Here is a 15451-nt window from a genome sequence, read left to right as displayed (position 1 = left end):
ATTATTATGTCCCGTTCCAAAGCATTAACATATTACATCACAGCCCGTTTATTGTTGGCTCCGCTTCAGTTATTAACGATCATTACTATCGTATTTCTTTTACTAAGAGCAACACCTGGAGATCCTGTTGATGCAATTTTGGGTGCGCGGGCTCCAGAAAGTGCTAAGGAAGAAATGCGAAAACAGCTAGGTTTAAATTTACCTTTGTGGTTACAGTACTTCAAGTACATAGGCGACTTACTGCGCTTCGATATGGGTAAATCTATTTCTAGTCGCGGACAACAAGTTTGGGATATTATTTGGCAATATTTCCCAGCGACAGCAGAATTAGCAATATATAGTATTGCGATTGCTTTGATTGTTGGGATTGTAGTTGGTGTGATTTCTGCTTCCCGTCCTGGTACAGCTTTGGATGTAGGAGGAAGATTATTTGGAATTATTACCTATGCACTGCCAATATTTTGGGCAGGAATGATATTACAATTAATTTTTGCTGTTCAGTTCGATTTATTGCCTTTAGGAACACGCTACCCTGCAACTATTTCTGCACCGGATACTATTACCGGATTGTATAGCATAGATAGTCTTTTAAAAGGTAATTTCACGCAATTCTTCACTGCTGTACAATATCTCATTCTTCCTTGTTTTACCTTGGGAATTTTGCTGAGTGGCATTTTTGAGCGTATTGTACGTGTAAATTTAAAGCAAACGATGAAAGCAGATTATGTAGAAGCTGCCAGAGCAAGAGGTATTCCTGAGAAGACAATTTTATTTTCTCATGCTTTTAAAAATGCTTTGATCCCAGTTATTACTGTCTTGGGATTAACTTTTGCTTCTCTATTAGGTGGAGCAATTTTGACAGAAGTAACTTTTTCTTGGCCAGGTTTAGCAAATAGATTATATCAAGGAATTTCAGAGCGAGATTACCCTGTAGTCCAAGGAATCATGGTATTTTTTGGAGCAATAGTTGTGGGTGCAAGCATTTTAATTGACATTTTAAATGCCTACGTAGATCCACGCATTCGATATTAGTTTGTCTTTATTGCAATCAAAAGCCAGCGGCTTTTCTTCCACTGGCAAATATAAAGCAAAAGGTGAAAGCGTATTATGCTTATTTTTTTGAAAATTTAAGCATAATGAACTAAAGTCGAGCATTACAGGAAATGACTATTTTGTAAATTGAGATGCAACTTTCATACAACACCATGCAACATAGTTGTGACCTCTCAATATTCGTTTATTTTGACACTTATTTTTGATTTTATTCAGGGATTACAATTTTGTTGCATATGAGTTGCAGTTTAGTATCTCATTGGCATAAAATGCGTATCAAGACAAGTTAGAAGAAAGAAACTTGAAAAATGTAATAAATTAGTTTTTTTGAAGCTTGTATAAGCAATTTATTTTTTGGTTCAAAAGCTTGGGATAGTTGAAATATTTTAGACCTAATAAATACTAATTTTGTGTACACAATTATTCATTTATTTTTGATATGTCATGCTGATTTTGCTTAATGATGCGGATTGCAAGAGTGAGGCGAAATTGCTGCACTGATAAACAATTGAAGCAAGAGAAAGCTTGTTATTGCGTCAACTTTTTTGTCCTTTGCATTTGTCACTTATCCTAGCAGAATTAATGCTCTGACATCACTTTGTCAATAAAATAATCAAGGCTAAATACGAGGATTTTTTATTTTTCTGCTTCAAGTAATTAAAGAATTTTAATGAGTTTGAGGTAAACCAATGAACGAGTTAGCGATCGCTATTTTTGAAGTTTTGGTAGTTTTTGTGGTTCTTCAGACATTTTATGTACTGGCTTTTGTATCATCATTCTACTTGCCAAGCTTGAAGACTATCAAAGACGAGTTGTTACCTAAAGCGGCAGTTATCCTTTCCTTGCGAGGTGCCGATCCATTCTTAAGCGATTGTGTGCGTGCCTTGCTCCACCAAAACTATCCACAATACAACTTGCACATCATCGTTGATAGTCAGCAAGATCCAGCCTGGAATATCGTTAACAAAACGATCCAGCAAGAGAGAGCAACACATGTTCAAGTCAGCCCTTTAATTGCTCGGCACAACACTTGTAGTCTCAAAGGCAGTGCATTGGTGCAAGCTATCGATGTACTAGACGATTCTTATGAAGTAGTGGCTTTTATAGATGCTGATGTCATCGCCCATCCGAACTGGCTGCGTGAACTAGTTGTACCCCTAATAGATGAGCGGGTAGGAGCCACTACAGGAAATCGTTGGTATATGCCGCAAACTGGACAGTGGGGTTCGCTGGTTCGATATCTATGGAACACAGTAGCCGTGGTTTTTATGTGTATCCACCAAGCCCCTTGGGGAGGCTCAATGGCAATGAGGCTTTCTGTTTTGCAGCGAGCGTGCCTGTTGGAGATATGGAAACAAAGCGTTTCCGTCGATGTCCCCATCCATAAAGCATTACAAGCAATGAACTTAAAAGTAAAATTTGTACCCACAGTTATAATGCCCAATCGCGAGGAATGCAATTTAGCTCGATGCCTGTGCTTTATTAGACGCCAATTACTAGTTGCACGGCTATACAATCCTCAGTGGCCACTCATTGTCACCCAAGTATTCACGTCCACATTAGCTATTGTACTGACAATAGTGTTACTACTGATTGCATTAATTAACAGCAATATGGGTACTGCAATTGGGATAACAGGTGGACTCATCTGCTACATCTTAGCAATGGCTGTGCAACTAGTATTGGTGGAGCATGTTGTGCGGCGAGTGGTTCGGGCGCGGGGTGAATCGATGACACGATTTTCAGCCCTAATGATGGCAAAAACTCTGGTGGCAATTCCATTGACACAGTTAGTTTATGCAGTCACGGTGGTATCGGCGATATTGATGCGAAAAGTAGAATGGCGCGGCATCATGTATCAGATCAAAGGGCCTTGGAACATTCGATTAATTGAATACCGACCTTATCAACTTTCAAGCCAGTCAGTTAGCAGTAATGTTTCACTTTAACAAAATTCAGCCAACTCTAACACTCACCTTACTAACCTGAGTTGCTCTACTTGTAGGCTCTGCAATTTAAATCTTTATCAAATCCCGCTTTAATCACTCAATGCTAAAACTTCTATTGGCTAATTTAACAAAAATCTAATTATGAATTCGACAACTGTCAACTTAGGAACTATTCAAGAAACCCTGCTGATTACACTATGGGCACGGGCGGTTGAGATGAAGCAACTCGATCCCATCCTAACTGATCCAAGAGCTGCCGAACTCTTGACTCAAATTGACTATGACTTCCAGAAATTCTTGCAGGAGAAAAGCTCTCAAACTGCGGTGTGTATTCGAGGCAAAGCATTTGACAAGATAGTTAGCGAGTTTCTGCAAAAGTATCCCCAAACTCCTGTTGTAGAAATTGGCGCGGGTTTAAATACTCGATTTGAGCGATTAGATAATGGCAGCCTGCGCTGGTTTGATTTAGATTTACCAGATGCAATGACAGTAAGAAAAAGCTTTTTTGAAGAAAGCGATCGCCGTCAGTTCATCTCAGCTTCAGTGTTGGAAACAGGGTGGATAGAGTCAGTCAAAGCTTCAACAGATGGGCCAATCTTGTTCATTGCCGAAGGAGTGCTACTTTTTTTTTCTGAGCAACAGGTCAAGACTCTGTTTGCTACATTAGCAGAACAATTTCCGGGTTCTTGGATTGTGTTTGATGCAATTTCCCGACTGTTACTAGCAGTTCGACACAGATTTGATGCAGTCAAACATACGAGTGCTAAATTCCAGTGGGGAATTTGGAACATTCAGGAAATAGAGACTTGGGACTCTAGATATCAGTTGTGTCGATCACTATATATTCCAGGAGACTTTAACCAATACTTGACGAGATTTCCCTGGATGGAATATGTATTGATGAAGCTATTTCCTGGCTTCCAACGTATGTCTGGAGTTCATCTAGTTAAATTAAGCTCAAAGAACAAAGGCAAAGGGCAGTCCCAAGCATGAAAAAAACTCACAAGAGGTACCCCTCTCCAAACCCACGGAGAGGGGTGTCCTTTATCCTAAAGGCTGAACTTTTTGCTGTTGATAACGTTCTTTAAACATCTTTTGCTGTAGTTTATGATCCACAATTGGAGCAGGATAACCAACAGCCTGACGTTCTAAAGGTGTAATTTTACCAGTAACTAGATACTCGGTATCAAACGAACGCAACTCAGGAACCCATTGCCGAATATATTCAGCTTCTGGATCAAACTTTTGTGCTTGACTGGCGGGGTTAAAAATACGTACTGGTTTGGGATCCATACCACTAGAAGCACTCCATTGCCAACCACCATTATTTGCAGATAAATCACCATCAATTAGTTTCTGCATGAAGTATCTTTCCCCCATTTGGGGATTAATGAGCAAATCTTTAGTCAAGAAACTGGCAACAATCATCCGACAACGATTGTGCATCCAGCCAATTTCATTCATCTGACGCATTGCTGCATCAACGATAGGATAACCAGTTTTACCCTCACACCAAGCTTGGAAATGTTCGTGGTTAATCTCCCAGGGAAAATTTTTGAAGGCGTCGCGGTAAGCACCTGCTGCTAATTCGGGAAAATTATACATAGCGTGTTGATAAAATTCCCGCCATGCTAATTCTTGTTGCCAAGTACGGATATTGCTTTGTGTTTCTTCGCTGCGACTGTTTTCCCAGACTTCTTGTGTAGCTTGCCAAACTCTGCGAATGCCGATCGCACCAAATTTTAATGCTGCACTCAAGCGAGATGTACCGTCAACTGCTGGGAAATTTCGCTGTTCTTGATATTCGTTAATCGCGCGATCGCAAAATTCTTCTAAGCGTTCTTGTGCTGCTTGTTCTCCTGGGGCAATAATTAATTCTCCATCCCAGACAAATCCTAAATCTTTAGCTGAGGGTAGTGCAATAACTCCAGCACTTTTAGCAATTTCTTTTTCTTTTTCTGTTAAACCCTCAGCATTTTCTAGAGTTTCTACTGGTTCCGCCTTTGGTTTGCTAATCCAATTTTTCCAAAAGGGTGTGTAAACAGTGTAGGGTTGATTGGAACCAGTACGAATATCTTCTGGTGCGTGCAATACCTGATCCCAGTTATTTTCCAGGAACTCAATACCTTTTTCTTTGAGTGCAGATATTATAATGCGATCACGTTCTTGAGAATAGGGTTCTACATCCCAATTCCAGAATACAGCCTTTGCACCCAATGCCTCCGCCAGTGCTGGAATTGCTTGTGTCGGATGAGCGTGGAGTATCAATAACTGGCTACCAGCTTGTGCATATCGTTTTTGTAGTGCTTGCAAACAACCAATCATATAAGTCACTCGCACAGGGGCGACATCATCCCGTTCCAGAATATTTGGATCAAGGCAAAATACACCGACAACTTTTGCACTACGTTGTCGTGCGGTGGCAAGCCCGGTATTATCAGAAATGCGTAAATCGCGACGATGCCAAAACAGAATTAAGTCAGACATTCACTCATCTAAATAGTTCGCCTGTACTAGATTAGACCTAATAGTGCTAATTAGCATCAGTCTGCGGAAAAATTCTGCTGTTTGTGGAAGGGGAGGGTTAGGGTGGGGTAAATTTTCCACCTCTGTGCTGCCAAGGTATAAAGTAGGGGTGGGTGAGTCATAAACTTGAGGAAAAATCTGTATGGCAACTTACCAACCAAATCCGGAAGCGATCGCAACTGAAGAACTGATCAATGAATTGGTGACAGATACCGCAACGATCAACCATGTAGAAGTAATTGAAAACGTGATTGATTCACTGGAACAAAATGACAGTGCTATGGTTAGCCAGTCCCCAGAGGGTAATTATCTCTGGAAATTTACTTATGGCAGTGTAGAAGTTTTTGTCCAGCTTACAGGGACAACAGATGAAGATACGATCACAGTGTGGTCTCCCGTACTAAAGCTACCTGCTAAAGATGAACCTAAACTAATGCGGCAATTATTGGAAATGAACTGCTCTAGTACTTTTGAGTCTCGTTTTGGCATTATTGAAAATCAAGTAGTTGTACTGGCTACGCGCACATTAGCAGAGTTGTCTGCTAGCGAAGTCTCACGCCTGATCACTGTTGTGGCAACAATCGCCGATACTAACGACGAAACTTTACACTCAGAATTTGGTATAGCTTAAGTAATTACATGGGGATTTGCTGTATAAATGCATAACAAGCAGATTTGGCGACTAATTCCTTTACTAGAAGCCAGTGGCAATATCCAGATGGCTATTGATCATTGGTTATTAGAAAAGCACTTATCGGGACAGCATCCCTCTTCTTTGCGATTTTATACATGGTCGCCAGTCGCTATTTCCCTTGGCTATCATCAACATAAGTATCCTCAACATTGGCAGAATTTAACTTGGCAAGGTCAAAAAGTAGATTTGGTAAGGCGTCCCACTGGCGGACGGGCAGTTTTGCACCAAGGTGATTTAACTTACGCCGTCGTCACATCTGGACTCAGTGGTAATCGCATTGAAGCGTACCAAAAAATTTGTGAGTTTTTAATTCAAGGATGGCGTCAGCTTGGCATAGATTTACACTACGGTAGCGCTGGTCGGGGTTACATCCACAACCCAAACTGTTTCGGTACTACTACTGGTGCAGATTTAATCACAAAAGATGGTTATAAACTCATTGGTAGCGCCCAGTTACGACGTGGTAAGGCTATCTTGCAACATGGTTCAATGCGTTTGCAACCAGATGTAGAATTATTTACCGAAGTATTTGGCAGTGAGTCATTTAGTTGTCTGCAAATTCAGCAAAATTTGAGCATGGAAAAGATTATTGCAGTTTTGCTGACTACTGCTAATGATTGCTTTGATATGCAGTTTTCTGTGCAACCACTTTCTGAAGATGAATGGCAAGCCATTTTGGCGCTAAGTCAGCTAAAGCTAAATTCAACTTCAAGACGTTAACTCCTGGTTCACCAAAGATACCCAAAAAACGATCATCAGTATTTTGGTTAATCAAAGTTTCCAATTGCTGGGGTTGGACTCCTCGCACCTTTGTGACTGTTAAAATAGCGATCGCTTGTGAAAGGTTGACCAACTAGAGCAGAACCGACTATTTCACCTTGGGTATTTTTGATTAAACTACCATTTACCTGAGCCAGAAACACAATTTGCCCAAGCCCAATCATTACGAACGGATAAATAATAGCTGTAATGAGCCAAAGTACTAAAGTTTGAGTGTTTAAGAATTTGGGATTAGCAACCTCAGTTCAATGATTCAACCGCGATCGCGTTCCAAATCATCAATCACTTTTTCCATGTACCATTCTTCTGACATTCCAGGATAGTATCTCTTGGCTTGATCAATTAACCTCTGGGCTATTTCCCAATATCCTCCGACCAGTCTCAATAAGCGTTGTCGTAGCATGTTATACTGAGTTTGCTTAGATTCAATGCTTGGAGACTGGATTTTTTTGAGACTTTCAACGACGTGTTCGTAATTTTTCCAGTCTTCTTTTTCACAAAATATACTTGCTGCTTGCTGGTAATCTGCTATGGCGCGTTGCATTTCTTCCATGTGGGCATAAGCAAGACCGCGATTGTAATAGGCTTGAGGATCATCAGGGTTAATTTGTAGAGCTTTAGTATAGTCAGTTACCGCACTGACATAATTACCCATTGCTCGGTAAACATTACCTCTGGCAATATAAAGCAGGGCATCCTCAGGTTTTATTTGCAGTGCTTGGTTAAAATCTGCGATCGCTCCTTGATGATCTCCTAGCTGAAAACGCGCCCTTCCTCGGTTGCGATAGACAATCGCATCTTGGAAATTGAGTTGTAGCGCTTGGTTAAAATCTGCGATCGCTTGACGATAATTTCCCTGTTTATAACGTACCACCCCACGACAGCAATAAGCTTGTGCGTCTTGCGGATCGACTTGCAACACCCAGTTTAAATCTTCTAAAGCTTGGCGAGTATCCCCCTTTTCTGCCTTTTCCAACAACTGAGTGAAATATTCCTGTGGCGACATAATCGGTTTAGTTGGGGTAGGGCGTTGCTGAACCACAGTCAGATTTTGTTTAGGTTGCAGTTGTTTAATTTTTTCCAAACACAGACGACAGTTATCTTTATCCTTTTGCTGTAGATATAAATCCGCAGCTAACTTAAAGTTAGCGATCGCATCATGGACACGTCCCATTTTGCGGTATATAATTCCCCGTAAATTATAAGCCGCAGCATGATTGCGATTGAGACGAATAACTTGGTCCCCATCTGCAAGCGCCCCCGGGAAATTTTTCAGCGCCACTCTTGCCAAAGCGCGACAATAATAAGCCTCAACACTTTCAGGATTTAGTTGTAGAGCTTCCGTATAATCAGAAACAGCCAAGAGAATTTCGCCAGAATCATAGTATGCTAAACCCCGTTGGCAGAAAGCATCAGCAAAGTGAGGGTTGATCTCAATAGCACGAGTAAATTCCGCGATCGCTCCAGCATAATCTTTTTGCTTTGCTCTAGCCAATCCCCTACTGTAAAAATCATCATTCATATCACTACTAACTACTAGCTAATGACTACCGACTACCTTTACTATTACCCAACTTTATACCCTGGTATTTTACTCAGACGCTATAAACGCTTTTTTGCTGATATTGAACTTGCTTCTGGAGAGGTAGTGACAGCACATTGTCCAAATACAGGACCAATGACAGGAGTGTGTATCCCTGGTAATGCAGTGCAGCTTTCTAAAAGTGAGAATCCTAACCGTAAATTAGCCTACACTTGGGAATTAATTCAAGTGGATGATAATGAACCAACTTGGGTAGGCGTTAATACAAGTTTGCCTAATCGCGTTATTAAATTAGCATTAGAAAAAAATCTTTTCCCCCAGTTGGGTAAATATAGTCAAATTCGTGGTGAAGTCATCTACGGACAAGATAAAAAAAGCCGAGTAGATTTTTTTCTATCTGCAACCGCAACAGTAACCCAACAAGCAAATTCATTACTAATCGACGTAGATAAAACAATTTTATCTGAAGCATCATCACGAGAAGACAGTAAATTGCTAATCACAGATCATCATCGTCCGATTTATTTAGAAGTAAAAAACACTACCTGGGCGCAGGACAAACTCGCCCTATTTCCCGACACAGAAACAACAAGAGGACAAAAACATCTGCGAGAATTGATGGCACTCCTTCCTCAAAATCGGGCAGTGATGCTTTATTTCATTAATCGGGGAGATTGTGAAGAATTTGCCCCTGGTGATAGTGCCGATCCAGTATATGGAAAATTGTTACGGCAAGCAATATCCTTAGGTTTAGAAGTTCTACCTTGTCGTTTTGAAATCTCACCTATAGGTATCCGCTACTTAGGTTTAGCGAAACTTAAATTATCTTTTACGTCGAACTCACCTAACATTAAGATATAAAAGCATACAAATAATCTATCTGTGATCATCTGTGTGCATCCGTGTGCATCGGTGTTCGATAAAAAGTTTTTTGTCATAATTTTAACTCATATCAAACATTAATACATAATGATTATAAAACAAACTTTATTTTGGGGCTGCTGGTTCACTTCACTTGCTACTACCGCCCTGCTATTTTTTTGGTCATTACCCCTCTCCCCATTCAAACACCCTGGAATCAATGCTAATGAGGCCGTCATTATCTTCTTCCCCATTATGGGCATACGCTGGCTCACTCTCGCTACTACCCTAGCTCTTGTCATTATCATTTGGGGACAACGGCTGAACTTAGCCACCCACTGGATAGTCATTCTTACTATTCTTGTGCTAACCCTCCACTTCCTGCTGGGAGTAATTAATATAGGCATCATGAATGCTTGGCTCTCTGTTGAGCCTATCAAGACACGCACTACTAATGCGATTTACGTAGCAATTTACTTTGGACTGCCGATGTTCTGGGTGTTACTCACAGCACCCCTAATGCTGAGCGTTGCTCGTTTTCGTAGTTGAAGCGATTTTATTAGCTGGACTTACGCACAACTAACGAAAAAAACAAACCGCAGAGGACGCAGAGTACACGGAGAAATAGGAGTTTGAGAGTTTTTTTGCGTTAGTCCTAATTAGAAGATTTTATAGACAAAACCTTTGTTTTTTCTCTGCACTCTCTGAACATTTGACTCGTCCTACACCCCCACACCCATTTTCAAGTCAGTACTATTCCCGATTGTCAATTTGTGCTCTTTGCAAGCTACCAGAAAAATCTACATAAACTGTCTTCCATTCTGTGAAAATATCCAAGGTAGTAGTTCCGGCTTCTCGGTGTCCGTTACCTGTTTGTTTGACGCCGCCAAAGGGCAAATGTACCTCTGCACCGATGGTAGGGCCATTGATGTAGGTGATTCCCGCTTCGATATCGCGCATGGCTGTAAAGGCACGGTTGATATCACGGGTATAAATTGAGGAAGAAAGACCGTATTTGGTGTTGTTGAGGATTGATATCGCCTCCTCAAAGCTATTAACTTTTATTAATGCTACTACTGGCCCAAATATTTCTTCTTGAGCAACTCGCATTTGCGGCGTTACTTCGTCAAGGATTGTTGGTTGAAAGAAGTAGCCGTTTTCTAGTTCCCCTTCTGTTGCGATTTTTCCACCTATTAATACCTTTGCTCCTTCTGCACGAGCAATATCTAGATATTGGCTGATTCGTTGCAGTTGTCTTTCGTTGATGATTGGTCCGACTTGTGTGTTCGGATCACTACCAGCACCCAGACGTAATTTGCTAGTACGCTCTTTGAGCATAGCAGTAAATTTTTCCTTGATGTCTTGATGCAGAATCAGACGACTAGTAGCAGTGCAGCGTTGACCGGCTGTACCAAATGCTCCCCAAACTGCGCCATCTAGGGCTAGTTCTAAGTCTGCATCTTCCATGACTATTTGAGCATTCTTACCACCCATTTCTAGACAGACGCGTTTGTGAGTCTGTCCACAGATGGAACCAACCTCTGCACCTGTTTCAGAAGAACCTGTAAAAGACACCAAATCTACATGAGGATGAGCAACTAGAGCTTTTCCAACCTCTTCACCCACGCCATGTACTAGGTTCATGACTCCTGGTGGTAAACCTGCCTCGGCAAAAATTTCCACTAGTTTTGTAGCACAGGCAGGGGTATCTTCTGCTGGTTTAAAAATAACAGTGTTACCGCAGACTAAAGCTGGCATGGCTTTCCAGCAGGGAATAGCGATAGGAAAGTTCCAGGGAGTAATGAGGGCGCAGACTCCGATGGGCATCCGTACTGTCATAGCGAATTTGTTGGGCATTTCTGATGGTGTGGTTTGTCCAAACAAGCGTCGCCCTTCGGCTGCGCTATAAAAAGCACAGTCAATACCTTCTTGTACATCTCCCCGTGCTTCTGCTATGGGTTTACCCATTTCCCGACAGATTAACTGTGCTAGTTCTTCTTTGTACTTACTTAAAAGTTCCCCGACTTTAAAAACATATTCTGCTCTGGCTGGGGCGGGAACTAACCGCCAAATTTGGTAAGCTTGACGGGCAGCAACCACTGCTGCTTCTACGTCAGTGCCAGTAGAACGGGGAAAAGTAGCAATGACTTCACGCTTGTTAGCAGGATTGCGGCTTTCTAAAGTAGCTCCCGCAACAGCGGTTAGCCATTGACCATTAATATAATTACGACAAGTTAGTGGAGTGACCATTCGAGTTTGGATTTTAGATTTTAGATTAGTTCTTTAGATTAGTTCTACAGAGAAATCTGGGGGGTTTTACCCTTTTCCTATACCCCCACGGGGAATTGCCCACAACAAGGAGATGAAAAATTAACGTAGACGCACAAGCGGCTTCTCGTAGAGTAGGGTAGGGTACACAGATGCACACAGATGGATAATAGGTTTGCTGTTAAGTTGATCCCCAATACCCATTTTCAAGATAGTCATTCACGCTCCTGTTTTGGCATAAACCTTGCTATGAAAATTCTTACCCCCTTTTGCCCTCTGCCATCTGCCTTCTTTTCAAGACGACTTTACAAGAGATTCTACTGAAAGCGCGAAGATTACGGACGTAGTTATGGACAATCAGTTTCTATAATTAATAAAACGAAAGGGAGAAATCCACGAGGCAATAAATGAAACTCAAAAATCTGTCACTGATAGTCACAGCAGCAGCAGCAGCAGCCCTCAGTTTTACAGTCATGCCCCAGCGCTCTGTGCAAGCAGAAAGCGCTCCAAAAGTTCCATTACAACTTGCACAAGCAAACCAACAACTACAACCACCCCGTATACAATTATCACAGCAACAACAACAAAAGATAGCTCAAATTCGTGCTAACGCTCGTAATAGTATTGAGAAGGTGCTTACACAGAAGCAGCGTGATCAAATCAAGACTGCGATGCAATCAGGTCAGCCTCCTCAACAAGCTTTTGCTGCATTAGATTTTACCCCACAACAAAAAACCCAATTGCAGCAAATTTTGGTGTCTTCACAACAGCAAATGGAAGCTGTTTTAACTCCCCAACAAAAGAAACAACTAGACCAATATCGGGAGAATGTAAGACGCCAGCAGCAACAACAAAGGTAGTAACTGAGACTATTTCTTAAGCAATTGTTAGCTGTTTGTTTTTCTATAGCCCGCTTGTGCGGGCTTTGTTTTTATGCTTGTCTTTGCCTGTTACCATCTTTAAATTGCATCATTATTAGCTTGGTCATAGCACTAAAAACTGTAGCAAAATCTGCGGCTAACGCATTACATGTGAGGTGGGGAGAGTATCGTTCAGTTATCAGTAATCAGTTAGCAGTGAGCGAATTTTATTACTCACTGTTAAGTGTTAAATCTTAAGTGTTCACTGATTCCTAAGCATCAATAACTAACTACTAACCACCGCTATACAATCAATCTCTACCAACACATCCTTAGGTAAACGTGATACCTGTACACAGGCCCGTGCTGGCGCTGTCGCCTCATCAAAATACTTTGCATACACGGCATTCACCGCCGCAAAATCATTCATATCAGTTAAAAATACAGTTGTTCTCACCACATCAGCAAAACTAGTCCCTCCAGCTAATAAAATCGCTTCTAAATTAGCCATTACCTGCTCAGTTTGTTTTTTGACATCTCCTTCACCGACAATAGCACCAGTATTTGGATCAAGTGCAATCTGTCCAGCCACAAATATCATCTTTCCAGCAGCAGCGATCGCCTGATTATACGGGCCTACTGGTGCTGGTGCTTTCTCTGTACGAATAATCTCTCTACTCATAATTCTTCTGTTGATAGTTGGTTGTTGATAGTTGGTTGTTAGTAGTTATTTAATACTTACTCCTCACACTCCCCACACTCCACCCTGCGGGAAGCCGAAGAAGGCGCGTCTACACACCCCTCCACCACCCCATCTCCCCAATCCCTACCTCGGACGTATCCCATAATGCCGATACTGCCAATAATCTCGCAAAATTATATCGTGATCAAAACACAAATTCTCCGGTACACGCCAAGATTCAAAAATTTCTATCCCTTTGGCATCATCTCCCGCCTTTGGTTCTCCTTTTGCCGTTGCTAAAAACACAATACTGATCGTGTGCTTGCGGCGATCGCGTGCCGGATCAGAATAAACATGAAATTGCTCAATCAACTCCACCTCTAAACCAGTTTCTTCCAAGGCTTCACGCCGTGCTGCTGTTTCCACAGTTTCCCCATAATCAACAAAACCACCAGGTATGGCCCAGCCTAATGGCGGATTATGTCTCTCAATTAACACTATTGGTCGATGAGGTCGGTCAAGCAATTCGATGATGATATCAACAGTCGGAACAGGGTTTTGATAACTCATAAAACATCAATTGTGACAGCAAATCTGGTCTTCCAGATAACTGAAAGTCAACAACTGTTCCATGCTAAATTCAGTGGATATCTTTGCTCTCTATAGTTCAGGATATTTATGCCTTTTCCTAGATCCAGTGGTATTTTGCTACATCCAACCAGTTTTCCCGGTCGCTATGGTATCGGAGATTTGGGCTTGGAGGCGTATAAGTTCGTAGATTTTTTGGCTCGCAGTGGGCAGCAATTGTGGCAAATATTACCCTTGGGGCCTACGGGCTTTGGCAATTCACCCTATATGTGTTTTTCTGCTATGGCAGGCAATCCCCTGCTGATTAGTCCGGATGTATTAAAAGATCAAGGCTTGTTAAGTGAAGATGATCTGCGCGATATTCCAGATTTTCCGTTGGATCATATAGACTTTGAGCAAGTGATTGCTTGGAAAATACCTGTGTTACGGAAAGCTTGTGAAAACTTTAAACACAAGGCTAGTCCAATGCAGCAGAAAGAGTTTGAGGGTTTTTGTCGGGGTAAAGCAAATTGGCTAGAAGACTACACCCTGTTTATGGCCTTGCTTGATACGCAAGGAACAACAACCTGGACTGAGTGGCCTGAAGAACTGCGCAAGCGCAAACCAGAGGTACTAGAACATTGCCGTCTGCAATTGACAGACGAGATATTTTTCCATAAATTTCTACAGTTCGAGTTTTTTCGACAGTGGTCTGAGCTTAAACTCTACGCTAACGAACAAAATATTCAGATTATAGGCGATATTCCCATTTACGTTGCCCATAATAGTGCAGATGTCTGGGCCCATCCGGAGAATTTTATGCTCGATCCCGAAACGGGAGAAGCTACTGAAGTCGCAGGGGTTCCACCAGATTATTTCTCAGCAACGGGTCAACTCTGGGGAAATCCAATTTACAACTGGAATTACTTACAATCAACTCGTTTTCATTGGTGGGTCAGACGTGTACGTGAAAACCTCGCTCATGCAGATTTAATTCGGATTGATCATTTCCGAGGTTTAGAATCTTATTGGTCGGTTCCAGCAGGAGAGGAAACGGCGATCAATGGCAAATGGGTAAAGGCACCAGGCTATGCTTTGTTTGAGACAATTCGTGAAGAGTTAGGCACCCTACCGATTATTGCTGAAGACTTAGGCTACATCGATCAGGCAGTATTGGATCTCAGAGATCATTTTGGATTTCCAGGAATGAAGATTCTCCATTTTGCCTTTGGTAGCGATGCTAACAATGCTTACTTGCCATTTAATGTAGTTCCTAACAGCGTAATCTATACTGGAACCCACGACAACAATACAACCATTGGCTGGTATTATCAAGATGCTTCTGATTATGAACGCGATCGCGTCCAAAAATACCTTGGCTGTAATGGTCCCCACGGCATTGCCTGGGATTTCATCCGATTGGCAATGAGTTCTGTTGCCCATCAGGCAATTATTCCCCTCCAAGATGTCTTCAATTTGGGTTCTGATGCTCGCATGAATACCCCTAGTAAAGCTGATGGCAATTGGGATTGGCGTTATCGAAGTGAAGCCTTAACTGAGGAATACAGCAACCGTCTTAGGGAGATGGTTATGATTTATGGGCGTTATAAGGGGTAATACCGTTTCACTATAAGTCTGATACATTTCGCAAGCAAGGAGACAAGGAGG

Annotated in this window: 14 protein-coding genes and 1 pseudogene; 9 read left to right on the top strand and 6 right to left on the bottom strand. The window is 41.8% G+C overall.

Going from position 1 to position 15451, the window contains the following annotated elements:
- Positions 1-6 precede the first annotated feature (6 nt).
- From NIES592_RS22020 to NIES592_RS22010, 3 genes are all read left to right on the top strand, one after another.
- A complete protein-coding gene (locus NIES592_RS22020; protein WP_073556896.1) occupies positions 7-1032 on the top strand; it encodes an ABC transporter permease in 1026 nt (341 codons plus the stop codon).
- Positions 1033-1742: 710 nt separating this feature from the next.
- Positions 1743-3002, top strand: coding sequence for a glycosyltransferase (locus NIES592_RS22015; protein ID WP_062250057.1), 1260 nt, complete (start codon positions 1743-1745; stop codon positions 3000-3002).
- Between the two features lie 141 nt (positions 3003-3143).
- Positions 3144-3995: a class I SAM-dependent methyltransferase gene (locus NIES592_RS22010; RefSeq protein WP_073556895.1), complete on the top strand. Its 852-nt coding sequence runs from the start codon at positions 3144-3146 to the stop codon at positions 3993-3995.
- 51 nt (positions 3996-4046) lie between these two features.
- Here the strand turns inward: NIES592_RS22010 and NIES592_RS22005 are convergent, their stop codons facing one another.
- Positions 4047-5489, bottom strand: a complete 1443-nt coding sequence (locus NIES592_RS22005; protein ID WP_073556894.1) for a deoxyribodipyrimidine photo-lyase, 8-HDF type — start codon at positions 5487-5489, stop codon at positions 4047-4049.
- 181 nt (positions 5490-5670) lie between these two features.
- On the opposite strand from NIES592_RS22005, the gene NIES592_RS22000 reads away from it, so the two are divergent.
- On the top strand, positions 5671-6159 hold the full coding sequence (locus NIES592_RS22000; RefSeq protein ID WP_062250061.1) for a YbjN domain-containing protein: 489 nt from the start codon (positions 5671-5673) through the stop codon (positions 6157-6159).
- Between the two features lie 27 nt (positions 6160-6186).
- Positions 6187-6942: a lipoate--protein ligase family protein gene (locus tag NIES592_RS21995; RefSeq protein WP_073556893.1), complete on the top strand. Its 756-nt coding sequence runs from the start codon at positions 6187-6189 to the stop codon at positions 6940-6942.
- Here NIES592_RS21995 and NIES592_RS24165 read toward each other — a convergent pair.
- Together NIES592_RS24165 and NIES592_RS21980 are read right to left on the bottom strand one after the other, a co-directional pair.
- Positions 6833-7193, bottom strand: a pseudogene (locus tag NIES592_RS24165) (potassium-transporting ATPase subunit C). The gene NIES592_RS21995 and the pseudogene NIES592_RS24165 overlap by 110 nt on opposite strands.
- A 62-nt stretch (positions 7194-7255) precedes the next feature.
- Entirely contained in the window at positions 7256-8524 is a 1269-nt protein-coding gene (locus NIES592_RS21980; protein WP_073556891.1) for a tetratricopeptide repeat protein, read from the bottom strand.
- 21 nt (positions 8525-8545) lie between these two features.
- Between NIES592_RS21980 and sfsA the strand changes: the two genes are divergently transcribed.
- Complete coding sequence (gene sfsA / locus NIES592_RS21975) at positions 8546-9406, top strand: DNA/RNA nuclease SfsA (RefSeq protein ID WP_073556890.1); 861 nt, start codon at positions 8546-8548, stop codon at positions 9404-9406.
- 108 nt (positions 9407-9514) lie between these two features.
- Positions 9515-9955, top strand: a complete 441-nt coding sequence (locus tag NIES592_RS21970) for a hypothetical protein (RefSeq protein ID WP_073556889.1) — start codon at positions 9515-9517, stop codon at positions 9953-9955.
- 204 nt (positions 9956-10159) lie between these two features.
- Here the strand turns inward: NIES592_RS21970 and NIES592_RS21965 are convergent, their stop codons facing one another.
- Positions 10160-11656, bottom strand: a complete 1497-nt coding sequence (locus NIES592_RS21965; RefSeq protein WP_073556888.1) for an aldehyde dehydrogenase family protein — start codon at positions 11654-11656, stop codon at positions 10160-10162.
- Positions 11657-12081: 425 nt separating this feature from the next.
- On the opposite strand from NIES592_RS21965, the gene NIES592_RS21960 reads away from it, so the two are divergent.
- Complete coding sequence (locus tag NIES592_RS21960) at positions 12082-12534, top strand: hypothetical protein (RefSeq protein ID WP_009459453.1); 453 nt, start codon at positions 12082-12084, stop codon at positions 12532-12534.
- Between the two features lie 286 nt (positions 12535-12820).
- On the opposite strand, the gene NIES592_RS21955 is transcribed toward NIES592_RS21960, so the two are convergent.
- On the bottom strand, positions 12821-13216 hold the full coding sequence (locus NIES592_RS21955; RefSeq protein WP_009459452.1) for a RidA family protein: 396 nt from the start codon (positions 13214-13216) through the stop codon (positions 12821-12823).
- A gap of 144 nt (positions 13217-13360) precedes the next feature.
- The gene (locus NIES592_RS21950; protein WP_073556887.1) at positions 13361-13786 is read right to left on the bottom strand and encodes an NUDIX domain-containing protein; all 426 of its coding nucleotides are present in this window, start codon (positions 13784-13786) and stop codon (positions 13361-13363) included.
- A gap of 108 nt (positions 13787-13894) precedes the next feature.
- Between NIES592_RS21950 and malQ the strand changes: the two genes are divergently transcribed.
- A complete protein-coding gene (gene malQ / locus NIES592_RS21945; RefSeq protein ID WP_062250075.1) occupies positions 13895-15400 on the top strand; it encodes a 4-alpha-glucanotransferase in 1506 nt (501 codons plus the stop codon).
- The last annotated feature ends 51 nt before the right edge of the window (positions 15401-15451 follow it).

It is taken from the genome of Fischerella major NIES-592 (assembly GCF_001904645.1).
Classification (GTDB): Bacteria; Cyanobacteriota; Cyanobacteriia; order Cyanobacteriales; family Nostocaceae; genus Fischerella; species Fischerella thermalis.
Note: the sequence above shows the minus strand (reverse complement) of the source record. Positions and strands in the feature narration are given on the sequence as shown.